We start from the raw sequence: 23608 nt of genomic DNA on the forward strand, positions 1-23608 counted from the left end.
TTTTTCACGAAGCGAGATTATATTTCATAATATAAAAAATGGACTCTCGCGGCCGAAGCGCTGTTCCAGCGCGTTACGCCGGCCTGTCGGCAACCGCGCCGCAATCCCCTGCCGGTCCTCCGGCGCAAGCCCCGGACGCCGCCAGCCGCAGCGCCAGCAGCAAGATTGCGGCGCGATCCCTCATTTGATGGCATATTCCGTGCCGTGTCGGCAGGCTCGTGTTCTAAAATGCCGGCGAATCGGAAACAAAAGAGACAATGGCCAGTACGCCCAAACCTTCCATCACGACTCAGTTCCACAACCATGCGCGCACCCGCCGGCGCGGCTGGTACTGGCTCACCCCCGTCCTGGTGCTGGGACTCTATTTGTGCGTGATGGGCGCCTTCTTCTGGTTGCAGCACCTGCGCGACGACAGCGTCATGTTCGTCACCATCGACCAGGAAATCCGCCAGCAACGCCTGCTGTGGGTCGTGATCGGCCTGTCGGTGGTCATTGTCATCAGCCTGCTGGCGCTGTGGCGCTATACCCGTTACCGCTGGAATGCCGAGGCCGCGCTGATTGCGGAAACCAGTTTCCGTCGCGCCATGGAAAACTCCATGTCTACCGGCATGCGGGTGATCGACATGGATGGTCGCATCGCCTACGTCAATCCCGCCTTCTGTCGCATGATAGGCTGGAACGAGGCGGATCTCGTCGGCCGGCGGCCCCCCTTCCCTTATTGGGTGCCCGGTCGCTTCGAGGCCCACCAGCACACGATGGACCTGGTTCTGTCCGGCAACACGCCCAGCAGCGGCCTGGAAGTCGAAGCCCAGCGCCGCGATGGTTCGCGCTTCACCGCCCGCATGTACGTTTCCCCGCTGCTGGACCCGGACAGCAAGCAGATCGGCTGGATGACCTCCATGACGGACATCACCGAGCCCAAGCGCATCCGCGAGGCCCTGACGGCTGCGCACGAACGCTTTATGACGGTGCTGGAAGGCCTGGACGACGCAATTTCCGTGACGTCCGACAAGCAGGAAGGCATGGAGCTGCTGTTCGCCAACCGCACTTATCGCCGCGTTTTCGGCGCCCACGCCAACGGCCACGAAGAATTGCTGGGCGGCCGGCGCGGCCGCTACACCGATGAATCCATAGAAATTTTTTCGCAATCGGCGCAGCGCTGGTTCGAAGTTCGCCATCGCATCCTGGCCTGGACGGACGGCCGCAAAGTCAGGCTGCAAGTGGCTCGCGACATCACTGAACGGCGTGACCACGAAGAAGCCTCGCGCGTACAGCGTGAGAAAATCCAGCTCACCAGCCGCCTGACCACCATGGGCGAGATGGCTTCGTCGCTGGCGCACGAACTGAACCAGCCGCTCACGGCCATCACCAACTATAGTATGGGAGCCGTCGCGATGGTCCGTGCTGGGCGCACCGATCCCGATTCGCTGCTGCCCGCGCTGGAAAAAGCGGCCATGCAGGCCGAACGCGCCGGCAAGATCATCAGCCGCATCCGCGAATTCGTGAAACGCAGCGAGCCTCGCCGCCAAAGCGTTTCCATGCTGGGCATACTGGAAAATGCCGTGGCGTTCGCCGATATCGACGCCCGCAAACGGCGGATCAGCATCGTCCAGGATATCGAAAGAGATCTCCCCAACGTGCTGGCCGACCCCATCCTGATCGAACAGGTATTGCTCAATCTGCTGAAGAATGGCCTGGAAGCCATGGAAAACAGCGAGATAGACATCCTGCGCGTGGAACTGCGCCGGGAAGGTGCGTTGGTCGGGGTGTCGGTCATCGACGCCGGCCACGGCCTGGCCGACCCGCAGCGCCTGTTCGAACCATTTTTCAGCACCAAGTCCGAAGGCCTGGGCATGGGGCTGAATATCTGTCGCACAATAATAGAGTCTCACCACGGCAGGCTTTGGGCACAGTCCAATCCTACCGGAGGTACCATATTCAGGTTCACCCTGCCCTGCGCCGCGCCGGAAACGGTCCAGCCAGAGGCTAAGTCCGAGGAGAAGCACGCATGAGCACCCCCCAGTCCGCCGGCATGGTTTATATCGTTGATGACGACGAGGCAGTACGCGACTCACTGCGCTGGTTGCTCGAAGCCAATGGCTACCGTGTGACAGCCTTCGATAACGCCGAAGTCTTCCTGTCCCAGTACGACCCGGGGCAACTCGCGGTACTGATCGCCGATGTGCGCATGCCCGGCATGAGCGGCCTGGAGTTGCAGGAGCAACTGCTGGCGCGCAAGGCCCCGATTCCCATCATCTTCATCACGGGCCACGGCGACGTGCCCATGGCCGTGGCCAGCATGAAGAAAGGCGCAGCCGACTTCCTGGAAAAACCCTTCAATGAATCCGACCTGCGCCAGATTGTGGGCCGGATGCTGGAACAGGCCGCGGAACGCCACGACCAGGTTCAGACCCGCCGCAACCGTGAAGCCATGCTGGGCCGCCTGACCGCGCGCGAACAGCAAGTGCTTGAGCGCATCGTCGCCGGCCGCCTGAACAAGCAGATTGCTGACGATCTTGGCATCAGCATCAAGACCGTCGAGGCGCATCGCGCCAACATCATGGAAAAACTTCAAGTAACCACTGTGGCCGACCTGATGAAGGTGGCCCTGAACAACAATTAACGGATAGTCCCAATGACCGCACGCATTATCAACGGCTCCGCCCTGGCCCAGCAAATCCGGGAAGAAGCCGCCGTCCGCGCCGCCAGCCTGACCGCCGCCGGCATCAAGCCCGGGCTGGCCGTCGTCCTGGTAGGCGAGGACCCTGCCTCCCAGGTATATGTCCGCAACAAGGTCGCTGCCTGCGAGAAAGCCGGTTTCCATTCCGTCATGGAGCGCTATCCGGCCGATCTGAGCCAGGCAGCCCTGCTGGAACGCGTGCGTGCTCTGAATGCCGACCCTGCCATCCACGGCATCCTGGTGCAGCTGCCGCTGCCCAAGCATATTGATGCCCACACGGTGATCGAAACCATCGCACCCGAAAAGGATGTCGATGGCTTCCATATTGCCAATGCCGGCCTGCTGATGACGGGCAAGCCGCTGTTCCGGCCCTGCACGCCCTACGGCGTCATGAAGATGCTGGCCCATGAAAATGTCGCGCTGCGCGGCGCCGAGGCAGTCATCGTGGGCGCCAGCAATATCGTCGGCAAACCCATGGCCATGCTGCTGCTGGCCGAAGGCGCGACGGTCACGCTGTGCAACTCCAAAACCCGCGACCTGGCGGCGCACACGCGCCGTGCCGACGTCCTGGTCGTGGCCACCGGCCGCCCCGGCATCGTCACCGGCGACATGGTCAAGCCCGGTGCCGTCGTCATCGACGTCGGCATCAACCGCGGCGCGGACGGCAAGCTCTGCGGTGATGTGGATTTCGCGTCTGCCAGCGAAGTGGCCGGCGCGATCACTCCCGTCCCCGGCGGCGTGGGCCCCATGACCATCGCCATGCTGCTGGTCAACACCGTGGAAGCTGCGGAACGCCAGCTCCAGGAGCAAGGCAAGGCATGACCGAGAACGCCGTGTTGAATAACAACCCCCTGATGGTGCCGGTTGCGGCGCATATCGACTATGCCGCCATCGAGCCGGCGCATATCGCCCCAGCCATCGACCAGCTGCTGCAGAACGCCCGGCAAGCCGTCGAACATGCCGCCTCGCCCGAATTGCCTGCCACCTGGGATGCGGTCGTACTGCCGCTGGAACTGGCGTCGGAACAGCTATGGCGTGCGTGGTCGGTGGTCGGCCACCTGAACTCGGTCGTCAACACGCCTGAGCTGCGCGCAGCCTATAACGAGATGCTGCCCAAGGTCAGCGAGTTCTCGACCTGGACCGGTTTGCATGAAGGCCTCTACAAGCAGTATCTGCGCCTGCATCAGGCGGGTGGCTGGAGTCCGGCGCGCCAGCGCGTGCTCGACCTCGCCTTGCGTGATTTCCGCCTCGGCGGCGTAGCGCTGGAAGGTGCGGCGCGCGAACAATATGCACGCAATTCCGAGCAACAGGCGCAGGTGTCACAAAAGTTCTCCGAGAACGTGCTGGATGCCATCGACGCCTGGGCGCTGTATGTCGAAGACGCGGCGCGTCTGGATGGCCTGCCCGAAGATGTGCGCCAGGCGGCTCGCAATGCGGCACAGGAAGACGGCAAGAGCGGCTGGAAACTGACGCTGAAAATGCCGTGCTACCTGCCGGTCATGCAATATGCGCGCGACCGCTCGTTGCGCGAAGCGCTGTATCGCGGCTATGCCACCGTCGCCTCGGAAAACGGTGATGCCCGCTACGACAACGGCCCGCAGATCGAGCAATTGCTGGCCTTGCGCACTGAAGAAGCACAGTTGCTGGGCTACGCGGATTATGCCGCCTTGCGCCTGGAAACCCGCATGGCCGACAACGCGGCGCAGGTAACGGATTTCCTGCGAACCCTGGCCCGCCGCGCCCGGCCTTATGCAGAACAGGACCTGGCAGCTTTGCGCGCCTATGCCAGTGAACAGCTCGCCCTGGACCCGCTGGAACCCTGGGACGTGCCCTTCGCGGCAGAACGCCTGCGCGAAAACCGCTACGCCTATTCTGACGATACGGTAAAACGTTATTTCACCTTGCCGCGCGTGCTGGAAGGCCTGTTCGGTGTCGCCCGCTCTCTGTTTGGCGTGTCTTTGCAACCGGCACACCTGCCGGGCTGGCATCCGGATGTGCGCAGCTTCGCTGTCACCGACGCCGATGGCACGGTGCTCGGCCACCTGCACATGGACCTGTATGCCCGCGCCGGCAAGCAAGGCGGCGCCTGGGTCGATGGTGAGCGTAACCGGCGCCTTGCAGCGCCTGGCGTGCAGACGCCGGTTGCCTACCTGATTTGCAATTTCGCCAGTCCACAGGACGGCCGCCCGGCACTGCTGACGCACGATGACGTCATCACCCTGTTCCATGAAAGCGGCCACGCCTTGCATGCGCTGCTGTCCGAAGTCGATGAACCGGCCCTGTCGGCGTTTTCGGCGGTGGAATGGGACGCCATCGAACTCCCTTCCCAGTTCATGGAGAACTTCTGCTGGGAATGGGAGGTTGTGCAAACGCTGTCGTCCCACGTGGATACCGGCGAAGCCTTACCGCGCGAACTATTCGACAAGCTGCTGGCAGCGCGCAACTTCCAGGGCGGCATGCAAATGCTGCGCCAGATCGAGTTTTCGCTGTTCGATATCCTGCTGCATCAACAGGTACGGCCCATGGCCATGGCGGACGTGCTGTCGGTGCTGGACGCTGTGCGCAAGGAAGTGGCGGTATTGTTCCCGCCCGCCTGGCACCGCTTCCCCAACAGCTTCTCGCACCTGTTCGCGGGCGGCTATGGCGCTGGCTATTACAGCTACAAATGGGCGGAAGTTCTGTCTGCCGATGCCTATGCCGCGTTCGAAGAAGCCGCTGGCGCCAGCGGCAATTCAACGCTGGATGCTGCCACTGGCACGCGTTTCCGCAAGGAGATTCTGGCCGTGGGCGGCGAGCGCCCGGCCGCCGAATCCTTCCGCGCGTTCCGTGCGCGGGACCCCAGCATGGATGCCCTGCTGCGCCATAGCGGCATGGATGGCCAGTCCTGACCGATACTGACGGACCATGAACGGCATGCGGCCCAGCCTGCATGCCGTTTTTTGTCGCCGGGCCGCTCCCAAGACAAAAACGCCCCCTCGGGGGGCAGCAAGCCGCAGGCGCAGCGTGGGGGCATTTTTTATCAGTGCCAAGCCAGCCGGCGCCTGCCCGCAAGGCCGGATTCTATTGTCTTGCTCATCCCCTTTAATCATGGATAAAATATATCCATGATTAAAGGGCAAACTTCATGAAACTCAGCGACGGCGTAGAACAGGCCATCCACAGTGTGACGCTGCTGGCGGGACTTTCCCCCGCAGGCTTGCTCTCGGCGGCGGCCCTGGCCGAATACCATGGGGTATCGCCCAGCTATCTGCTCAAGCATCTGCAGGCACTGTCCGCTGCCGGTATTCTCCAGACCCTGCCTGGCCCCAAGGGCGGATATCGGCTCGGCCGCGCCCCGGCTGAGATTTCACTATTGGATATTGTCCTGGCCGTGGAAGGCGCCGGACCGGCCTTTCGCTGCCAGGAAATACGCCGCCGCGGCCCCAATCCCCTGCCGCCGGGTTGCGCAATGCTTGCCGGCCCCTGCCGCATCAACACCGCCATGCAACGCGCCGAACAGGCCTATCGCGCCGAACTCAGGTCCGTCAGCATCGCCAGCATTATTGCCGACGTCAGCGCGCTCGATGACGGCTCCATCGCCAAACGCAGTGGCTCGTTCCTACAGGCGCACGAGCGCATTCCCATCCAGAAAGCCTGAACCCTTGCCTTCCATTCTCAGGAGCATGCCATGCAAAACCGCTTCAATTTCGCCAAAGCCGCACCCGACGCCTACCAGGCGCTTTCCTCCGTTTCGCAATACCTGACCGAGGAATCCGGACTGGCGCCCGATCTCATCCACCTGATCAATCTGCGCGCGTCCCAGATCAATGGATGCGCGTTTTGCGTGGACATGCACGTCAAGGAAGCGCGTCATGACGGCTTCAGCGAGCAGAAAATCCACCTGGTCAGCGTCTGGCGCGAATCGCCGGTTTTCGACGAGCGCGAACGCGCCGTACTGGGCTGGACGGAATCCTTGACGCTGGTATCGCAGACCCATGCGCCGGATGCAGCCTATGACGCATTGCGGGCCTTTTTTACAGAGGCGGAGATGACCAAACTCACGCTTGCGATTGGTGTCATCAATGCCTGGAATCGCCTGTGCGTAGGGTTCCGCGCCCTGCCAGCCATCGACGCCAGTGCCTCTCCGGCCTGATCATCCCGCGTCGGCTCAAAACACGGCCTTGAATCGAACCGGCGGGCCAATGAACCGGCCCGCTGGGTCGAGACCATCCGTCACGCACCATTCAATGACTGCGGTCTCCGCCCCGCCGCACACGACAGAACCGGCCGTGTCGCTGCCTGCCTGTCTCGCGCTATCGCATGACTGGTCTGACAGACAATACGGCGGATTCAAACGTTGTCTTGCCGCACCAGGCTGAGCAGGGTGTCAGCCAGGAATCTTGCTATCGGGCCGTTGGGTTGATCCAGCCGCCGCGCCAGATAGCTTTCCAGAACCCCCTCGCCCTGCCGCCCCAGCGCATCGGTCCTGATACGCACCAGTTTGCCTTCCTGCAATTCCGGTTCGACCAGCCAGAGGGGCAACCTTCCCCAGCCGACGCCTGCCCTGATCAAGGCATGTTTGGCTTCCTGGGTCGTCACCCGGCAGGTTCTTGGCGACAACACACCGAAAGTCCGGCCAGCCGATAGCAAGGTGGGATCTTCCAGCACGATCTGCATATGTTCGGCCAATTCCGCCAGACCCAGCAGGCGGCCAGTCTCCACCATCGCCAACGGGTGATCTGCCGCGGTCACGGCCACCTGTGCGACAGGGGCCAACGCTTCCAGGCTGATACGTGGCTCGCGAAAATCCTCACCCACCATAATGGCCAGGTTGCAGCGCCGCTCTATCAGCGCCTGGGCCGGGTAGCCGAGGGGTTCAACAGCCACGCGTAGCGTCACCGTCGGATATCTGGCATGGACGGCCCTAAGCGCGACACCCACGACATCCAATGGAAACAGGGTATCGACCACCAGCGCCAGTTCGTGCTCCAGCCCGGCGCCGAAACCACGCGCGCGGGCACGCATGGTGTCCACCCTGAGCAGCAGGTCCCGGGCATCGGCCAGCAGGGCCTGCCCTTCTTGCGTCAGTACCGGCCGATGTCCGCTACGGTCGAATAGCTGCACGCCCAACTGCGCTTCCAGGTTGGCAATGCTCGTGCTGACCGCCGATTGCACGCGAGCGAGGTTCTGGGCGGCGGCCCGAAACCCGCCGCGATCCGCCACAGCCACGAATGTGCGGATTTGATCCAGGGTGAGAGGATCTATCATTATCTGAATAAACGATCAAAGCTATCAATTTATATCGTTATGATAGATCGAATGAGCTACCTAGAATACTTGGAACCTTCCACAAGGAGCCATTATGGCCAAGGTACTCATTCTCTATTACTCATCCTACGGGCATATTGAAACCATGGCGCAGGCCGTCGCCCAGGGCGTCAGCGAAACACCCGCCACCGTCACCCTGCGGCGGGTGCCTGAACTGGTGCCGCCCGCAATGGTGCAAGCCGCCGGCTACCGGATACCGCAGCATGAAGAAATCGCCGATGTCGCCGAACTGGCTGACTACGATGCCATCATCATCGGCACGCCGACACGCTTTGGCAACATGGCCGCGCAGATGAAAAACTTCCTCGACTGCACCGGCAGACTCTGGGCCCAAGACCTACTGGTCGGCAAGGTAGGCAGCGCCTTTACTTCCACCGGCAGTCAGCATGGCGGGCAAGAAACCACCTTGCAATCCACCCATACTGTCCTGCTGCACCTGGGCATGCTCGTTGTCGGCCTGCCATACAGCTTCAAGGGGCAGTTACGTATGGACGAAATCACTGGCGGCTCACCCTATGGCGCCACGACGCTTGCCGAAGATGCTGAGGGCAATTACCGCAAGCCTAGCGAAAACGAACTTGCCGGCGCCCGCTTCCAGTGCAGGCACGTTGCGCAGATTGCCCTGGCGCTTGCGGCAGGACGCCAGGGCGGAGTCCGGCCATGACCCGACCGGCACAGTTGACGGCCTCCCCAGCCCTCCCGGCAACGCCGTGGACCGCCGTAGGCGTCGTCGTGGCGGCAGGCATCATCGGCGCTCTGCAAGTCGGCAAGGCAGTTATTGTCGCGCCGCTGTTGCAGGCGGACATGCACCTGGGCCTCGCGGCCATCGGCAGGCTGGTGGGCGTCTTTTCGTTACTTGGCCTGCTCGGCGGCCTGTTTGCCGGTGTCTGGACGGGACGCATGGGCGCCCGCCGAGTGCTGCGCCTGGGCCTGCTGATCGTCCTGGCAGGCTGTGTCCTCGGTGCCTTGTCGCGAGAATACGAGGAACTGCTGTGGACCCGCGTTATCGAAGGTGCCGGATTCCTACTGATTACAGTAGCCGCCCCATCCATCCTGGGCGTCCTTGCCGCCCCGTCCCGGCGTAACCTCGTGATGGCCTTGTGGAGCTGCTTCATGCCTGCCGGCATGGCGCTGGCGATGCTGGCAGGCCCCTGGTTCGAGAGCTGGCGCGCCTTGTGGTGGGCCTGCGCGGCAATGGTTGCGCTGGCCTTATGTGCGGTATTCATTGCTGTGCCCGATGCTGGCATGCGCCGTCTGCAACCATGGCGTCAACTGGCCGGCGATGCCATGGCAACGCTGACGGCCCGGGGGCCGCTGCTGATCGCCGCGATCTTCGGCCTCTACAGCCTGATGTTTTTCGCGCTATTCAGTTTCCTGCCAGTACTGCTCATGGAACGCATGAATGTCACGCACCAGAGCGCAGGCGAACTGAGTGCTCTGGCCATCGCCGCCAATATTCTGGGCAACCTGGCCGCAGGCCTGTTGTTGTCGAAAGGTGTGCCGCGCGCGCTGATACTGGCCGGCGCCAGTTTGATCATGGGCGCCAGCGGACTGGGCATTTTCGTGGATGTCTTGCCAGGCACGCCCGCGTTTCTGCTGTGCATTGTCTATGCCGCGGTCGGCGGCCTGATTCCCGCAACACTGCTATCAGCTGCGCCCCTGGCTGCCAGGAACAGCATCCTGGTGCCCTTGGTCATGGGTTTGGCAATGCAGGGCAACAACCTGGGGCAAATCGTCGGCCCGATGCTTGTCGGCAGCGTCATTCAATACTGGAGCTGGTCGGCTGCCGCCATCGTAGCGGCCAGCGCAGCCGTCGTCATCGTCCTCATTGCGAAGCCGGCCATGGATTTGCCGCCACGATGATGCACTGTTCACACACACTTACATGCCCATCCCAGGATAAGGCGGCCATTAATAAAAGTGATGATTTTAGACTGTTATGATTCTCATCAGGGTTGCCACCCTTGGCAAACCATCACGCACGAGACAGGAGAAATGCATGGATTTCATCATCATGATTGTGGTCGGTTTCATCGTGGGCCTGATTGCCCGCGCCATCATGCCCGGCAGGCAGGACATGGGCATTATCATGACCGCCATTCTCGGTATTGTCGGCTCTCTCGTCGGCGGGTTCCTGGGCCGCAGCCTGGGGCTTTATGCAGCCGGGCAGGCAGCAGGCTGGATTGCTTCCGTGATCGGCGCCATCATCGTGCTCTTCATCTACGGTCTGGTAACCAAAAACAAATAAAGCAGTTCATCTCTGCTCAGGCTGCCGGAGACCGTTCCGGCAGCCAAAAATCATCAAGGCCAGGGCGCTCATCACGCCCTGGCCTTGATCGTTGTGCCTCCAGCCCAAGGCTGAAGTTTCCGCATGGGGGTGGGTCAGCTTGCCCGGGCCAGCTTGGCCTGCGCGTCACGCAGGGCCGTGCGCAAGCCCTCCTCCACTACCGGATGGTAAAACGGCATCTCCAGCATTTGCCCGATGGTCATCTGCTGCTGTACCGACCAGGCCAGCAAATGCCCCAAATGCTCGGCCGCTGGCGCGGCCAGTTCCGCGCCCAGCAGGCGGCCACTGCTGCGTTGCGCGTACACCCGCAACAAACCGGCATTGCGCCGCATGACGCGTGCCCGCCCCTGGTCGCCAAAATCGACCTCGCCAATCACGAACTCGACCCCTGCCTGTTCCAGCTCGCTGTAGCGCTTGCCGGCACTGGCAACCTGCGGCTCGGAAAACACGACGCTCAGGCCAGCACGCCGCAATCCCGGTTCTACCTGGGGGTGGCGCGCCGCATTGCGCCCGGCTATGCGGCCCTCATCACTGGCTTCATGCAATAGCGGCAAGTCGCCATTGGCATCGCCAGCAATATAGACGGCGCTATCACCGGCACGCAGGGTGTTGCGGTCGTAGGCCAGACGGCCGCGCGCGTCCAGCGCCAATCCTGCTTTGGGCAGATCCAGCGCGGCAAGATTCGGGCGCCGGCCCGTCGCCGCCAGCACATATTCGAAATGTTCTTCCTGCTCGTGGCCTTCGTCATCCAGGAAACGGATGAAGACGCCATGATTGTCCGGCCTGATTTCCTGCATCTGGGCACGGACATCAAGCGCCATTTCAGTTTTGAAGGCGGCCAATGCAGCTGCCTTGACCGCCGGATCACTGATGCCGCCCAGACTGCCGCGCGCTCCGAAGAGACGGGTACGCACACCCAGCCTGTGCAGGGCCTGCCCCAGTTCCAGCCCGATGACGCCTGGCCCGAACACGGCAATGCTGCGCGGCAGGTCGGGCAATTCAAACAGACTGTCATTAATCAGCACACGGTCTCCCAGACCGCTCAGCTCATCCGCGATAAAAGGCGCCGAGCCCGTCGCGATGACCACGGCCCTGGCGTGAATTTCCTCTTCCTGGCCGCTGACCGCCAGAACGCCAGGCGCGGTGAATCGCGCCGTGCCGCGCAATACGTCCGCTGCGGGAATACTTTCCATCCCCTTGAGCACAAAGCCCACGAAACGATCCCGCTCGCGCCGGACACGCGCCAGCACTTCGGCACCGTTTACCCGCAATCCTGACACATGCACCCCGAATGGAGCGCCATCCCGCGCCGCATGAGCGGCCTCTGCCGCTGCAATCAACAATTTGGACGGCATGCAGCCCACGCGCGCGCAAGTAGTGCCAAACGGGCCGTTTTCAATCAGGACGGCACTGGCCCCCTGATCGCGCGCGCTGCGATAGGCGCCCAGTCCGGCCGTGCCAGCGCCGATCACGGCGACATCCACCATTCGCGCCATGCTCACGCCTCCTTGCGGGTAAAGTCGTAATCTGCCGCAGCAATGCCGCGCTCCACGGCGGCAGCATCCGTCGTGCCGGTCACCGTCAGCGTATGGGCGGCGAGGTCAGCCTGCACCTGCGCGCCCGGCACCGCTTCCTGAATCGCGCCAGTCAGGGCGCGCACGCAGTGGTCGCAGCTCATATCGGGAACCTGGTATTGCAGTATTGCCATGTCATTTTCTCCGTTGCTTGCAGCACCCTCTTCCATCAGGGCATCGGTTCATTCTATCCCAGCCCCTGGCCCGCCGTGCCAGCCGCAATAAAGCGCTTGACCTTATCATTATGGGAAGGTTGACAATGCAAGCCTGGCAGTCGTATTGGCCGCGTGCCTAAGCGCAAGCTCCGGCCTTCAGGCCAACGCTCTTCATTGCCCCAACATCGCAACAGCACTACCTGGATTCCTGCCCCGGAGAAAGTCATGAGTACGAAAGCCGATCACCGTGACGCCACACTCGCCGTCGAGCTTGCCATTGATGGCATGACCTGCGCGTCCTGCGTCAACCGTGTACAGAAAAAACTTGCCGCGCAACCCGGCGTCCTGGAAGCCAATGTCAATCTGGCTACTGAACGCGCCAGCATACGCATGCAAACCAGCGGCGCTTCACCCGAGGCGCTGGCGGCCGTCGTCACCGCGGCCGGCTATCCCGCCAGTGTCATTGTTGACCGCGAACGCGTTGCCGCCGAGCAAAGCGCGCGCCAGGAGCAGGAGCGGCAACGGCTTAAGCGCGCCTTTCTCACCGCCCTCATTCTGACCTTGCCTGTGTTCCTGCTGGAGATGGGCAGCCATATGGTGCCCGCTATCCACGATCTGGTTCAGCACACGCTGGGCGCGCAACGCAATGCCTGGATCCAAGGCATTCTGACGACCTTGGTGCTGGCCGGCCCTGGCCGTCATTTCTTCCGCGATGGCCTGCGCGCGCTCTGGCAGCGCACGCCTGATATGAACTCCCTGGTGGCGGTCGGTTCCGGCGCAGCCTGGTTGTATTCCGTCGTGGCGACACTGGCGCCGCATTGGCTGCCCGAGGCCTCGCGCCATATTTACTTTGAAGCCAGTGCCGTCATTGTGACCTTGATTCTGCTGGGCAAGATGCTGGAAGCGCGCGCCAAGGGCCGCACCGGCGCGGCCATCCGCCGTTTGGTTGGCCTGCAGGTACGCACGGCAAGGCGCATTCTGCCTGACGGCGCCATCGAAGATGTGGATATTGCCAACATCCATACCGGCGACCTGCTTCGCGTGCGCCCCGGCGAAAAAATTCCGCTCGATGGTGTCATCCGCCAGGGCGAATCGCATATAGATGAATCCATGCTGACGGGTGAACCCCTGCCGGTTTCCCGCAAGGCGGGAGATAGCGTGACCGGCGCCACGCTCAATACCCATGGCAGCCTGGATATTGAAGTCACGCGCACCGGTGAAAACACCACGCTGGCGCAAATCATCCGCATGGTCGAACAGGCTCAGGGCGCCCGCCTGCCGGTGCAGGCATTGGTGGATAAAGTCACAGGCTGGTTCGTCCCGGCTGTGATGACGATCGCCATTCTGACGCTGGTTCTGTGGATGGTGCTGGCCCCTGGCCTGGGCTTTGATTTCGCGCTGGTCAATGCCGTCGCGGTCCTGATCGTGGCTTGCCCTTGCGCCATGGGGCTGGCCACGCCGACGTCCATTATGGTCGGCACAGGCCGCGCCGCCGATCTGGGCATTCTGTTCCGCCAGGGGGATGCCCTGCAAACCCTGCGCGAAATAGATACGGTGGTTTTCGATAAAACCGGCACGCTGACGCAAGGCAAACCGGCGCTCACGCATATGCAGGTCGCCGCCGGTTTTGACGAAACCGCAGTCCTGCAATGGCTGGCCAGCGCCCAAAGCCATTCGGAACACCCCATTGCCCATGCCATTGTGCAAGCGGCCCAGGCCCGCGGCATGACCTTCGGCCAGGTTGACGGATTTGAAGCCATCAGCGGCGCAGGCCTGGCGGCAAGCGTCGATGGCCATGCCGTGCTCGCGGGCGCTGCCAAACTGATGCAGGATCGCGCTGTCGCCATGGACCCTGAACTGGCAGCGCTGGCGGATCAATGGGGCGCCAAAGGCAATACGCCGTTCTATGTCGCCATAGATGGCCGTATGGCTGCCCTGGTTGCCGTCGCCGATCCGCTCAAGGATGACACCCCGGCTGCCCTGCAGGCCTTGCATGCGCAGGGCATTCGCCTGGTCATGCTGACCGGAGATAACCAGCGTACCGCTGAAGCGGTTGCTGCCAGCCTGGGGATAGACGAAGTCCATGCCCAGGCGCTGCCGGCGGACAAGGTGGCGGTGCTGGCCCAACTCAAGGCCGCAGGCAAGCGCTGCGCGTTCGTGGGCGACGGCATCAATGACGCCCCGGCGCTGGCCGCTGCCCATGTTGGCATCGCCATTGGCACCGGCGCGGATATTGCGGTGGAATCTGCCGGCGTGGTGCTGATGTCCGGCTCTTTGGCCGGGGTGGCAAATGCCATCGCGCTTTCACGCGCCACCATGCGCAACATCCGCCAGAACTTGTTCTGGGCCTTTGTCTATAACGCCGCCCTCATTCCGCTGGCCGCTGGCGTGCTGTATCCGGCCTACGGCCTGCTGATGTCGCCCGTGTTTGCCGCAGCGGCCATGGCACTTTCCAGTGTTTTCGTGGTGGTGAACGCCTTGCGCCTGAAGGCCTGGCGCCCCCAACCCGCCCCTGCCAACGGAGGACAAGCATGAATATCGGCGCAGCAGCCAAAGCCAGCGGAATTTCCGCCAAAATGATCCGTTATTACGAGGATGCGGGTTTATTGCCCGAAGTACAGCGCAGCCCTGCTGGCTACCGCAATTACCGGGACCAGGACGTTCATACCCTGTGTTTTCTCAGGCGCGCCCGCGACCTCGGGTTTTCCGTCGAACAAATGCGCAGCCTGGTGCAGCTCTGGCAGGATACGTCCCGCGCCAGCGCCGATGTCAAAACACTGGCGCTGGCGCATATCCAGGAGCTGCGCGCCAAGGCTCTGGCGCTGGAACAGATGGCCGATACGCTGGCCCATCTGGCCAGCAACTGCCACGGGGATCAGCGGCCGGAATGCCCTATCATTACAGGCCTTCAGGCGCCGTCCAAGGGCTGACGTAGGCATCAGGCGCCTGCCTGGCCGAGCCCTGCGCCGGCACGGCAGACGTGCCTATTACCAGATAGCCCATGAAACGGTAGGACAGTGGATCGAAGCCCAGGCCTTCCTGCACCTCTTCGACGGCGGTTCCCAAACCCGTGCTCCAGAATGCGCCATAGCCCAGGAAGTGGGCCGCATTCAGCATATTCATCACGGCTGCGCTGGCGGCTGCCAGTTGTTCCCATTCCGGGGCCTTGGGGTGGTCGTGATGAATTTCGTGCCCCAGCGCGACCACCAGCGGCACCTTGGCCAGCCAGGCCCGCACCGCATGTTCTTTTTCCGGGGTCATGCGGGCATCACCAGCGGCCTTTACCGCGGCAATGGCAAAATCGGCCAGCCGGCCGATGGCCTCCCCTTCAATCACGCGAAAACGCCAGGGGCGCAAGGAAGCATGGTCAGGCGCCCGGGCCGCTGCCTGCAGGATCAGATTCAGTTCGCGGGCGTTGGGCCCCGGCGCCGTCAGCAAGGAATTCGAACGTCGGGACAACAGAAGTTCCAGGGCGCCGCTAGCCACATCAGACGGATTGCTCATTATCGGAATGTCTCGCTGGGTAGAAAAATAGAGAACCACAAATAGAAAACCAAAAGGAACTGCCCCGATGGTGAACGGCGCGGCAGCGTGGCCGCGCTTTTCATGGCATGGTCTTGAATGAAACCGATTCTCGCACAGTTCTTCCTGCGCACCGGATTTACCCCTTGCCAGTGACGGGTTTCCCGGCAGCAGCGCCCCCCCTAAGAGGAGGCCTGTCCCGCCTGGCGGCTGGTGGGCAGCGGCTCCGCTGGCATGTTTTAAGGCTGGCTCTGCGGTTTTAGCCCTGAGGTTGGCCCTGTGGCTGGGGCTGACGGTGTGACCGCCGTTGCGCCCAGGGCAAGGCCGCTATGGCCAGCGCGCCGAGCACAAATGCCAAACCAAAAACGCTGAACAGCTCGGCAGGCGCCCATTGCGCATCGATCAGGCGCCCCGCCAGCAGCGGAGACACGATAGCGCCGACCCGGCCCATGCCGATGGCCCAGCCTAAACCTGTCACCCGTTGCGTGGAGCGGTAGATTGATGGCGTCAGCGCATACAAGCCGGCCACGCAGCCATTGACGAAGATACCGATCAGCAAGGCCGCTGCAAACGCCATATTCAGCTCGCCCAGCAAGCGGACAAACCCATACATGAGACAGAAGTTTGCCAGCATGTAGATCATCAGCAGGCGCGGCAAGGCGAAGCGCGCGGCAAGCAGGCCGATCAGCGATGTGCCCACGATGCCGCCTACGTTCAGCAGCACGCCGCCGGTAATGCCCTGCTGATTGGATAAACCGGCACTGACCATGAGCTTGGGCGTCCAGCTCATCACGAAATAAAAGCCCAGCATGACAAGGAAGAAGGCGCACCAGATCAAGAGCGTAGATGGCAGCAAACCAGGCGCGAACAGGCTGCCCACCCCGGCACGCGCGGCCTGTGCCCGATTGGCGCCGGCCGCCGGCAAGGTGTTGATGCCGGGCAAGCCCACCTTGCCCAGCAGACGGTTCACCGCTAGCAGCGCGCCGCGCGGCTGCCGCCCCAGCAGGAAGTCCAGCGATTCCGGCAGCCATAAGCCCATGATGGGCAAGGTCGCCAATGTCGTCAGACCGCCATACAGGAACACGGACGGCCAGCCCATGGCGGGAATAATCCAGGCCGCGACAATACCGCCTATCGTGGCGCCCAGCGCATACGCAGTTGCCTGCAGGCTGATCGCCAGCCCACGCCATTTCTTGGACGCGTATTCACCGGCAATCACATAGCTGCTGGCAAGAATGCCGCCTATGCCCAGCCCGGTCAGCAAACGCAAGGCGCCCAGTTGCACAGGGCTTTGCGCATAGGCCGACGCCACCATGCCGCTACCGGCGACGGCAATGCAAAACATAATCAGCGGACGGCGCCCGAAACGATCGGCCCAGGGCGCGATAAACAAGGAACCCAAGGCCATGCCGACCAGGCCGGCGCTCAGCAGATAGCCCAGCTGGATACCGCTCAATGACCAATGGCTCGCGACTGACGCAGCCGTGAATGCCATCACCAGCACATCGAAGCCATCCAGCATATTGATGAGAAAGCACAGGGAGATCACGCCCCACTGAAAGCGGCTCATGGACTTCTCATCCATCAGCTCATGAATAGGTTTGCTCATATTGGAACCTCGATAAGCATTCGCGCGCTGAGGCGTCAGGCACGCGTCGTCCTGCGCTGCCGAATCACGGCGTAGCGCAGGCTCAGGGACGGGAGTAACGGAAGTAACGGGAAGAACGGATACAGGCGTATGCGGCCATGCGAAGACATGGCCGGGCAGCGCCAGAAAGACTTAAGCGCCGCTGCGGGACTTGGCCAGTTCGATGATGCGCCGCGCCTTGTTGGCGCCCACATCCACATGAATGTCTATCATCGGCTTCTTGCCGCAACGCAGCATGTTGGCGTACTGGGACTCAATGACGACTTTATCTTCGTCAAACGTCATGATGGTTTGCTCCAGGACTTTGGCGCGTATGCCTTCCACATCGCCCACCGGATTGGTCGCCATCGTCCAGAAGTAATGACAGGTCGTCTCGGTTTCGGGCGTAATGCCATGAAAGCCGCGCATATGAAAACCATCGCGCTGCGGGTCGTCCATGCTGGCGGTGCCCACGTCCACCGCCCCTGTCCAGATCAGGATATGGGACAAACGGAACTCGATTTCCTGCCAGCGGTCCACGCGCCCCTTGAAGGGATAAGCCGCCGTATAAGTGGGCGGAGGTTCGGAATCCAGCATATAGCGCGTCACCCGGACAGACTCGTCATCGCTCTCGACTTTCATCTCGGCATTCATGTGTATCTTGGCGTTGCCGCCTATCGTCTTCAGGTGGACGTATCCAAGATGGCTGAGATCCAGCAAGTTATCGTGGATCAGCTGATACGGCGCCTGGTAGTGATAGACGTCGCCGCCATAGACGTATTTGCCAGAGCTATGGATGTCATAGGCTGGCGCGTCGAATAGCGGTTCGGCCTGATCCGGCGCGCCAAACCACATCCAGACAATGCCGTCGCGTTCCTGCACCGGGTACGCGCTCACCCTGGCGCGCGACGGAATCTTTTCCTGGCCCGGAATCTCGATGCATTGGCCGGTCGCGTCATATAACAGGCCATGGTAGCCGCAGCGCACGCCACAGTGCTCCACGGTGCCATCGGAAAGCGGCAAGGCGCGATGGCAGCAGCGGTCTTCCAGCGCCGCCACCCGCTGATCTCCCAGACGAAAGAGGACGACTGGCCGGTTCAAGAGCGTGCGGCCCAGCGGCTTATCCTTCAGTTCCGAAGATAGCGCGGCGACGTACCACTGGTTCAAGGGAAACGGGGAAGCGGGAAGCGTAACGGTGTGCGATGGTGCCTCAGCGGGCGCAAGCGTTGCCAAAGACATGGGGACTTTCTCCTGTCGTGTGTGTTAGATATCAAGAACCAGCCGCGGCGACAAAGCCCGCGAACAGCAAGGCGTGAAACAGTCATTGCGCGCGTGTTCGGCTGCCGTCAGGTATTGATCGCGGTGATCCGGCGTGCCGGCAATGAGCTTCGTGACACAGGTGCCGCAGACACCTTGTTCGCATGACACGGGCAAAGGGATGCCAGCCTCATCGAGCACCTCGAAAACAGAGCGCTCTGGCGGAATCAGGTGGACCGCGCCGGTACTGGCAATCTCTACCTCGAAAGCGATATCCGCCTGCGGACGGTTCGCCGGTACGGCAGCAAAGTGCTCGCGATGCAGCTGTGTTTCCGGCCAGCCGCACAGACTGGCTGAGGTGAGCACATGCTGCATAAAACCATTGGGCCCGCACACGTATAAATGTTGCCCCGCTTGCGGCGGCTTAAGACAGGCCTGCACATCCAGCGGGGAAACATCATCGAAATGCAGGTGCGCGCGGTCTGCGAACGCACTGCTCTCCAGGAAGTCGGCGAATGCCGCTTTGCTGCGGCTGCGGCAGCAATAATGCAGTTCGAAATCCTGCTGCCTGGCCGCCAGTTCCTGAGCCATGCAAAGAATGGGAGTAATGCCGATGCCGCCGGCAAACAGCAGCGTTTTCTGCGCGTGCGGCACCAGCGCGAACAAATTGCGCGGCGGGCTGGCCATCAGCGTCATGCCGACACGGATCTGATCGTGCAGGGCAATCGACCCGCCCCGGGAAGCCGGGTCGCGCAGCACTGCCACGGTATAACTGCCGGGCTGCCCTGCCCCTGAGGGCATGCATAAGGAGTACTGCCGCACCTGGCCTTGCGGCAGATGCAAATCTATATGGGCGCCAGCTTCATAGGCTGGCAAGGGCTGGCCGTTACTGGCGGTCAGCTGGAAGCTGAACACATCATCGGCTTCACGCGTTTTCTGCGTGACGGTCAAGGTCATCATGTCGGATTCCACACACAAATATTAGTTGCCTACACAACTATATTTAAATTCCAATTGGTTGTGTAGACACACCATATTTGCCCTAATATCGGTGCTGCCCAATTTCTGTCAGATCCCCTTCCCCCCGCTTGCTCAGGGCCGCTGGCGCCCTGGCCTGGCGCTTGGCGGCAGCCCGAATCGGGGTATGCTGTTTGCCACTCGCTTTATGATGTGCCATACCGGCAGCAGCTGGCTACCAGGGCTATTGGGGCTATTGGGGCTATTGGAGCAACCGGCGCGCCAGGTTCTGGATCTGCCTGATGCAGGATCCGGCGCGCAACGCCCCTTCAGGACGACGACTACGCATGAGTTCCACGAAGAAACTTGATCTCGACCGTTATGTGCCGGGATTGGTCACCTTTATCGCCAACAAGCTGTCAGCAGGCGCATCCCTGCTCTATCGGGAAAATTTCGGCATCGGCGTCGTGGAATGGCGTGTGTTATCGATGCTGGCCGTAGAAAACGGCATCCCAGCTCAGCGCATTTGCCAAGTGATCGGCCTGGACAAAAGCGTGGTCAGCCGTTCCCTGGCCTTGCTTCAGAAGGATGGCCTGGTCCATACCGAAGTTGACCAAAGAGACGCAAGACGCCTGCTGGTCCATCTCACGGAAAAGGGCCACACACTGCATGATGAGGTCTTCCAGGTGGCCTCTGCCAGAGAAAAACTGCTGCTCAGCCGCTTCACGGCTGAAGAACAAAACACGCTTATCCGCCTGCTGAATGTGATGCATGAACAGGTGGACAAGGTCAATGCGCACCCCTACATCAGCCGGGGCAAACGCAAATCCGCCTGAGCGGACCGGGATCAGTTGCCCAAGATAAAAAAACAGGCCGGAAAGCATGGCTTTCTGGCCTGTTTTTTGAACCCTCAGGTGTCTGGCCGATGGAGTTTGGCCGACGGGTTTTAGCAGATGAACTGGGCCTGATGGGGCCCAGGTCTGCCCTTGAGCACGCTCAATTCTTACCGGCAAAAACCATGGGCTGCCAGCTCAGTCTTGCGCAAATGCTCAGGCGTCGCCCCAGACTTCGCGTGCCACTTCCATCACCAACTGCATCTTCTGGCGCTGCGCGGCCACTGCGATATCGTTGCCGTGCACCGTGCTGCTGAAACCGCACTGCGGTGACAGCGCCAGTTGCTCCAAGGGCACGTACTGGGCGGCTTCGTCGATACGGCGCTTGATCTCATCCTTGGACTCCATCTCGCCAAACTTGGTGGTGATCAGGCCCAGCACCGCCACCTTGTTTTTCGGCAGGAAGCGCAGCGGGCGGAAGTCGCCGGAACGGTCGTCATCATATTCAAGGAAATAGGCGTCTACGTTCATTTCGGCCAGCAGGGCTTCGGCCACCGGTTCGTAGTTGCCGGCAGCGGCGTGCGTGCTGCGGAAGTTGCCGCGGCACAGGTGGATGCCCAGGCGCATGCCAGCAGGCTTGCGCGCCACCACGCGGTTGATGAAGTCCGCATAACGGTGCGGCAATTCGTTGGGGTCGTCGCCACGCTGGCGAGCGGCTTCGCGCATGCGCTCATCGCACAGATAGGCGAGATTGGTGTCATCCATCTGCACGTAGTTGCAGCCAGCGGCAGCCAGCGAGTGCAGCTCGTCGGCATAGGCCTGCGCCACATCATCATAGAAATCGGGGTCCAGCACAGGATAGTGTTCCTGGCTGATACCGGCGCGGCCGCCACGGAAGTGCAGCATGGTAGGCGACGGAATGGTGACCTTGGGCACCGATCCCTGAGCCACGTTGGCTTTCAGGAACTGGAAATCGGCCAGCTGGATGTCGCGCACGTGGCGCACTTTGTCGACCACCTTCATAATGGGCGGAGCAAGTTCGATCTTGCCATTGGGCCGTTCGATCACCGCAGGAATTTCGCTGACGACACCACCCAGCTGGCGCAGGAAGTCCACGTGAAAGTAGGTGCGGCGGAATTCGCCGTCAGTGATGCTCTTGAAACCCAGCTCTTCCTGGAAGCGGATGATTTCAAGGATGGCCTTGTCTTCCACTTCACGCAGCTGTTCTGCGGAAATTTCGCCTTTTTCCTTCTGGGCGCGTGCTTCCAGCAAGTAGGCAGGACGCAGGAAGCTGCCGACGTGTTCGGCGCGGAACGGTGGATTAAGCGGAATGCTCACTGAAGACTCCCTATGGATTTGAAGAATGTCATCGTTGCCGATGGCAACGATATGTATACATAAAAGCCCGTTTGCCGATAAGCCCACCAGCGATAGCCTATCGTATCCAAACGCCAATTCTATTTGATTATCTCAGCTTACCGAACCTTGGCATGACGACAGGCCTTTTCTTTCAGTCTTTAAAACACCGTTATTTTCAGTCCCTTGCATACAATTCAAGATGCCTATTCATATTATCAATGAGTATTTTTCATACTAATGACAGATATGGATACGGGTGCAGCGTCGCGGGCATGGATTCCCGTGGGAAAACAGGCGAGACTTGAGTGATGGGCCTGACCACGGGTTGGCGCATAGCCTGCCCCTATCGCATCAATATAATTAATTGATTTCATTTTGTCATTGAGTTTATCTATGATCTATCCATTGACTTCGCAACACCAACCCACAGGAGGACTACATAATGACCCGCCCTACTCTTACGACTGCCGCTGGCGCCCCTGTAGCCGATAACCAGAACAGCCTCACGGCAGGCCCGCGCGGCCCGCTGCTGGTACAGGATTACCAGCTCTTCGAAAAACACGCGCATTTCAATCGTGAGCGCATTCCCGAACGCGTGGTACACGCCAAGGGTTCGGCAGCATTCGGCACCTTTACCGTCACGCACGACATCACGCAGTACACCTGTGCGGACATTTTCTCGTCCATCGGCCTGCAGACCGACCTGCTGTTGCGATTTTCCACCGTGGCGGGCGAGCGTGGCGCCGCTGATGCCGAGCGCGACGTGCGCGGCTTTGCCATCAAGTTCTATACTCGCCAGGGCAACTGGGATCTGGTCGGCAACAATACGCCGGTCTTTTTCGTCCGCGACCCGTACAAATTCCCCGACTTCATCCATACGCAAAAGCGCGATCCGCGCAACAACATGCGCAGCAATACCGCGCAATGGGATTTCTGGTCCCTGTCGCCTGAATCGCTGCACCAGGTCACCATCCTGATGAGTGACCGCGGCCTGCCAGCATCGCTGCGTCACATGCATGGCTTCGGCAGCCATACATACAGCATGATCAACGCGCAGGGCGTGCGCCATTGGGTCAAGTTTCACTTCAAGAGCCAGCAAGGCATCAAGAACCTGACGAACGGTGAGGCTGCGCAAATCATTGGCGGCGACCGTGAGTCGCATCAGCGTGACCTGTTCAACGCCGTTGAAAACGGGGACTTCCCGCGCTGGAAGCTCTACATCCAGGTCATGACCGAAGAACAGGCCGGGCAGACCAGCTACAACCCCTTCGACCTCACCAAGGTCTGGCCGCATGGCGACTTCCCATTGATCGAGGTGGGCACGCTGGAACTGAACCGCAACCCCGATAACTATCACGCACAAGTCGAACAGGCCAGTTTTTCACCTGCAAACGTAGTGCCGGGTATCAGCCACAGCCCGGACAAGATGCTGCAATTCCGTATCTTCTCGTACGCCGATGCAGCGCGCCACCGCCTGGGTGGCAACCACGAACAACTGCCGGTGAACCAACCGCGCTGCCCGGTGCACAACTACTACCGCGATGGCGCCATGCGTTTCGGCGATAACGGCGGCGGTTCGGTCAACTATGAGCCCAATTCCTTCAACGGCCCCCAGGAAGCACCGGCGTTCAAGGAGCCGCCGCTGCCGCTGGAAGGCGCTGCCGATCGCTACGACCACCGTGCTGGCAATGACGACTACACCCAGCCTGGCAACCTGTTCCGCCTGATGGATGCGTCGCAGCAGCAACAGCTGTTCGACAACATTGCCGCTGCTATGGACGGCGTACCCGAGGCCATCGTCGAACGCCAGCTGGGGCATTTCCACCTGGCCGACCCGGCTTATGCCGCCGGTGTGCGCGCCGCCCTGGCGCAGCGTGCCAAGACGGTTTAAGGCACGTTAGTCGCCCATGGCGAAACCGCGGGGTGGGGCCGCCGGGGGGGTGGGGGGCCCCCCCCCCGGGGCACGCGGGGGGGGGGGGGGCGGGACGCCCGAGGCGCCATGAGGGGGGGGGTGGGGGGGGGGTGGCGCTCGGCGGTGGCGCGCCACACC

The 23608-nt window shown here is 61.5% G+C and carries 21 protein-coding genes; 13 read left to right on the plus strand and 8 right to left on the minus strand.

The window, feature by feature from the left end:
- Positions 1–257 precede the first annotated feature (257 nt).
- From EV679_RS09815 to EV679_RS09840, 6 genes are all read left to right on the plus strand, one after another.
- A complete protein-coding gene (locus EV679_RS09815; protein ID WP_068372185.1) occupies positions 258–2012 on the plus strand; it encodes a PAS domain-containing sensor histidine kinase in 1755 nt (584 codons plus the stop codon).
- Entirely contained in the window at positions 2009–2623 is a 615-nt protein-coding gene (locus tag EV679_RS09820; protein ID WP_068372182.1) for a response regulator transcription factor, read from the plus strand. The genes EV679_RS09815 and EV679_RS09820 overlap by 4 nt, the downstream gene beginning before the upstream one ends.
- 12 nt (positions 2624–2635) lie before the next feature.
- Positions 2636–3502: a bifunctional methylenetetrahydrofolate dehydrogenase/methenyltetrahydrofolate cyclohydrolase FolD gene (folD, locus tag EV679_RS09825; RefSeq protein ID WP_127774258.1), complete on the plus strand. Its 867-nt coding sequence runs from the start codon at positions 2636–2638 to the stop codon at positions 3500–3502.
- On the plus strand, positions 3499–5568 hold the full coding sequence (locus tag EV679_RS09830; protein WP_068372176.1) for a M3 family metallopeptidase: 2070 nt from the start codon (positions 3499–3501) through the stop codon (positions 5566–5568). Before folD ends, EV679_RS09830 begins: the two co-directional genes overlap by 4 nt.
- A 236-nt stretch (positions 5569–5804) precedes the next feature.
- Positions 5805–6317, plus strand: a complete 513-nt coding sequence (locus EV679_RS09835) for an RrF2 family transcriptional regulator (protein WP_068372173.1) — start codon at positions 5805–5807, stop codon at positions 6315–6317.
- 30 nt (positions 6318–6347) lie between these two features.
- A complete protein-coding gene (locus EV679_RS09840) occupies positions 6348–6812 on the plus strand; it encodes a carboxymuconolactone decarboxylase family protein (protein ID WP_068372170.1) in 465 nt (154 codons plus the stop codon).
- A 197-nt stretch (positions 6813–7009) separates the two neighbouring features.
- On the opposite strand, the gene EV679_RS09845 is transcribed toward EV679_RS09840, so the two are convergent.
- Positions 7010–7927: a LysR family transcriptional regulator gene (locus tag EV679_RS09845; RefSeq protein ID WP_130487079.1), complete on the minus strand. Its 918-nt coding sequence runs from the start codon at positions 7925–7927 to the stop codon at positions 7010–7012.
- Between the two features lie 94 nt (positions 7928–8021).
- Between EV679_RS09845 and wrbA the strand changes: the two genes are divergently transcribed.
- From wrbA to EV679_RS09860, 3 genes are all read left to right on the plus strand, one after another.
- Positions 8022–8651 carry an NAD(P)H:quinone oxidoreductase gene (gene wrbA, locus EV679_RS09850; protein ID WP_130487080.1) on the plus strand — a complete coding sequence of 210 codons (630 nt, stop codon included), beginning with the start codon at positions 8022–8024 and terminating at the stop codon, positions 8649–8651.
- A complete protein-coding gene (locus EV679_RS09855) occupies positions 8648–9850 on the plus strand; it encodes an MFS transporter (protein ID WP_130487081.1) in 1203 nt (400 codons plus the stop codon). The genes wrbA and EV679_RS09855 overlap by 4 nt, the downstream gene beginning before the upstream one ends.
- Before the next feature lie 136 nt (positions 9851–9986).
- A complete protein-coding gene (locus EV679_RS09860; RefSeq protein WP_068372157.1) occupies positions 9987–10235 on the plus strand; it encodes a GlsB/YeaQ/YmgE family stress response membrane protein in 249 nt (82 codons plus the stop codon).
- 134 nt (positions 10236–10369) lie between these two features.
- On the opposite strand, the gene EV679_RS09865 is transcribed toward EV679_RS09860, so the two are convergent.
- Positions 10370–11770 (minus strand): dihydrolipoyl dehydrogenase, encoded by a 1401-nt coding sequence (locus tag EV679_RS09865; protein WP_130487082.1) that lies wholly within the window; start codon positions 11768–11770, stop codon positions 10370–10372.
- A 2-nt stretch (positions 11771–11772) separates the two neighbouring features.
- Positions 11773–11982 carry a heavy-metal-associated domain-containing protein gene (locus tag EV679_RS09870; protein ID WP_068372539.1) on the minus strand — a complete coding sequence of 70 codons (210 nt, stop codon included), beginning with the start codon at positions 11980–11982 and terminating at the stop codon, positions 11773–11775.
- 246 nt (positions 11983–12228) lie between these two features.
- Here EV679_RS09870 and EV679_RS09875 point away from each other — a divergent pair, with 246 nt between their 5' ends.
- The gene (locus tag EV679_RS09875) at positions 12229–14538 is read left to right on the plus strand and encodes a heavy metal translocating P-type ATPase (protein WP_130487083.1); all 2310 of its coding nucleotides are present in this window, start codon (positions 12229–12231) and stop codon (positions 14536–14538) included.
- Positions 14535–14933: a Cu(I)-responsive transcriptional regulator gene (gene cueR, locus EV679_RS09880; RefSeq protein ID WP_068372150.1), complete on the plus strand. Its 399-nt coding sequence runs from the start codon at positions 14535–14537 to the stop codon at positions 14931–14933. The genes EV679_RS09875 and cueR overlap by 4 nt, the downstream gene beginning before the upstream one ends.
- Here cueR and EV679_RS09885 read toward each other — a convergent pair.
- The 4 genes from EV679_RS09885 to EV679_RS09900 all read right to left on the minus strand — a co-directional run bounded on the left by EV679_RS09885 (position 14902) and on the right by EV679_RS09900 (position 19369).
- Positions 14902–15507, minus strand: coding sequence for a nitroreductase family protein (locus EV679_RS09885; RefSeq protein WP_083969644.1), 606 nt, complete (start codon positions 15505–15507; stop codon positions 14902–14904). The two genes, cueR and EV679_RS09885, sit on opposite strands and share 32 nt — an antisense overlap.
- 277 nt (positions 15508–15784) lie before the next feature.
- Positions 15785–17134, minus strand: coding sequence for an MFS transporter (locus EV679_RS09890; RefSeq protein WP_068372144.1), 1350 nt, complete (start codon positions 17132–17134; stop codon positions 15785–15787).
- Between the two features lie 171 nt (positions 17135–17305).
- Positions 17306–18391 (minus strand): aromatic ring-hydroxylating dioxygenase subunit alpha, encoded by a 1086-nt coding sequence (locus EV679_RS09895; protein ID WP_130487084.1) that lies wholly within the window; start codon positions 18389–18391, stop codon positions 17306–17308.
- A gap of 24 nt (positions 18392–18415) precedes the next feature.
- Entirely contained in the window at positions 18416–19369 is a 954-nt protein-coding gene (locus EV679_RS09900; protein ID WP_130487085.1) for a PDR/VanB family oxidoreductase, read from the minus strand.
- A 344-nt stretch (positions 19370–19713) separates the two neighbouring features.
- Here EV679_RS09900 and EV679_RS09905 point away from each other — a divergent pair, with 344 nt between their 5' ends.
- Complete coding sequence (locus tag EV679_RS09905; RefSeq protein ID WP_068372133.1) at positions 19714–20202, plus strand: MarR family winged helix-turn-helix transcriptional regulator; 489 nt, start codon at positions 19714–19716, stop codon at positions 20200–20202.
- A 213-nt stretch (positions 20203–20415) separates the two neighbouring features.
- Here EV679_RS09905 and EV679_RS09910 read toward each other — a convergent pair whose 3' ends face one another.
- Positions 20416–21531, minus strand: coding sequence for a 5-methyltetrahydropteroyltriglutamate--homocysteine S-methyltransferase (locus tag EV679_RS09910; protein ID WP_130487116.1), 1116 nt, complete (start codon positions 21529–21531; stop codon positions 20416–20418).
- Between the two features lie 469 nt (positions 21532–22000).
- Between EV679_RS09910 and EV679_RS09915 the strand changes: the two genes are divergently transcribed.
- Positions 22001–23449, plus strand: a complete 1449-nt coding sequence (locus EV679_RS09915; RefSeq protein ID WP_068372127.1) for a catalase — start codon at positions 22001–22003, stop codon at positions 23447–23449.
- Positions 23450–23608: the final 159 nt, after the last annotated feature.

The sequence above is a fragment of the Kerstersia gyiorum genome (genome assembly GCF_004216755.1).
Classification (GTDB): Bacteria; Pseudomonadota; Gammaproteobacteria; order Burkholderiales; family Burkholderiaceae_B; genus Kerstersia; species Kerstersia gyiorum.

Coding starts and splice junctions, on each gene's coding strand:
- EV679_RS09860 (WP_068372157.1), top strand. CDS start 9,987: ATGGATTTCATCATCATGATTGTGGTCGGTTTCATCGTGGGCCTGATT.
- EV679_RS09885 (WP_083969644.1), bottom strand. CDS start 15,507: ATGAGCAATCCGTCTGATGTGGCTAGCGGCGCCCTGGAACTTCTGTTG.
- EV679_RS09895 (WP_130487084.1), bottom strand. CDS start 18,391: ATGTCTTTGGCAACGCTTGCGCCCGCTGAGGCACCATCGCACACCGTT.
- EV679_RS09815 (WP_068372185.1), top strand. CDS start 258: ATGGCCAGTACGCCCAAACCTTCCATCACGACTCAGTTCCACAACCAT.
- EV679_RS09855 (WP_130487081.1), top strand. CDS start 8,648: ATGACCCGACCGGCACAGTTGACGGCCTCCCCAGCCCTCCCGGCAACG.
- folD (WP_127774258.1), top strand. CDS start 2,636: ATGACCGCACGCATTATCAACGGCTCCGCCCTGGCCCAGCAAATCCGG.
- EV679_RS09890 (WP_068372144.1), bottom strand. CDS start 17,134: ATGAGCAAACCTATTCATGAGCTGATGGATGAGAAGTCCATGAGCCGC.
- EV679_RS09900 (WP_130487085.1), bottom strand. CDS start 19,369: ATGATGACCTTGACCGTCACGCAGAAAACGCGTGAAGCCGATGATGTG.
- EV679_RS09865 (WP_130487082.1), bottom strand. CDS start 11,770: ATGGCGCGAATGGTGGATGTCGCCGTGATCGGCGCTGGCACGGCCGGA.
- EV679_RS09905 (WP_068372133.1), top strand. CDS start 19,714: ATGAGTTCCACGAAGAAACTTGATCTCGACCGTTATGTGCCGGGATTG.
- EV679_RS09915 (WP_068372127.1), top strand. CDS start 22,001: ATGACCCGCCCTACTCTTACGACTGCCGCTGGCGCCCCTGTAGCCGAT.
- EV679_RS09820 (WP_068372182.1), top strand. CDS start 2,009: ATGAGCACCCCCCAGTCCGCCGGCATGGTTTATATCGTTGATGACGAC.
- EV679_RS09840 (WP_068372170.1), top strand. CDS start 6,348: ATGCAAAACCGCTTCAATTTCGCCAAAGCCGCACCCGACGCCTACCAG.
- wrbA (WP_130487080.1), top strand. CDS start 8,022: ATGGCCAAGGTACTCATTCTCTATTACTCATCCTACGGGCATATTGAA.
- EV679_RS09875 (WP_130487083.1), top strand. CDS start 12,229: ATGAGTACGAAAGCCGATCACCGTGACGCCACACTCGCCGTCGAGCTT.
- EV679_RS09830 (WP_068372176.1), top strand. CDS start 3,499: ATGACCGAGAACGCCGTGTTGAATAACAACCCCCTGATGGTGCCGGTT.
- EV679_RS09845 (WP_130487079.1), bottom strand. CDS start 7,927: ATGATAGATCCTCTCACCCTGGATCAAATCCGCACATTCGTGGCTGTG.
- EV679_RS09870 (WP_068372539.1), bottom strand. CDS start 11,982: ATGGCAATACTGCAATACCAGGTTCCCGATATGAGCTGCGACCACTGC.
- EV679_RS09835 (WP_068372173.1), top strand. CDS start 5,805: ATGAAACTCAGCGACGGCGTAGAACAGGCCATCCACAGTGTGACGCTG.
- cueR (WP_068372150.1), top strand. CDS start 14,535: ATGAATATCGGCGCAGCAGCCAAAGCCAGCGGAATTTCCGCCAAAATG.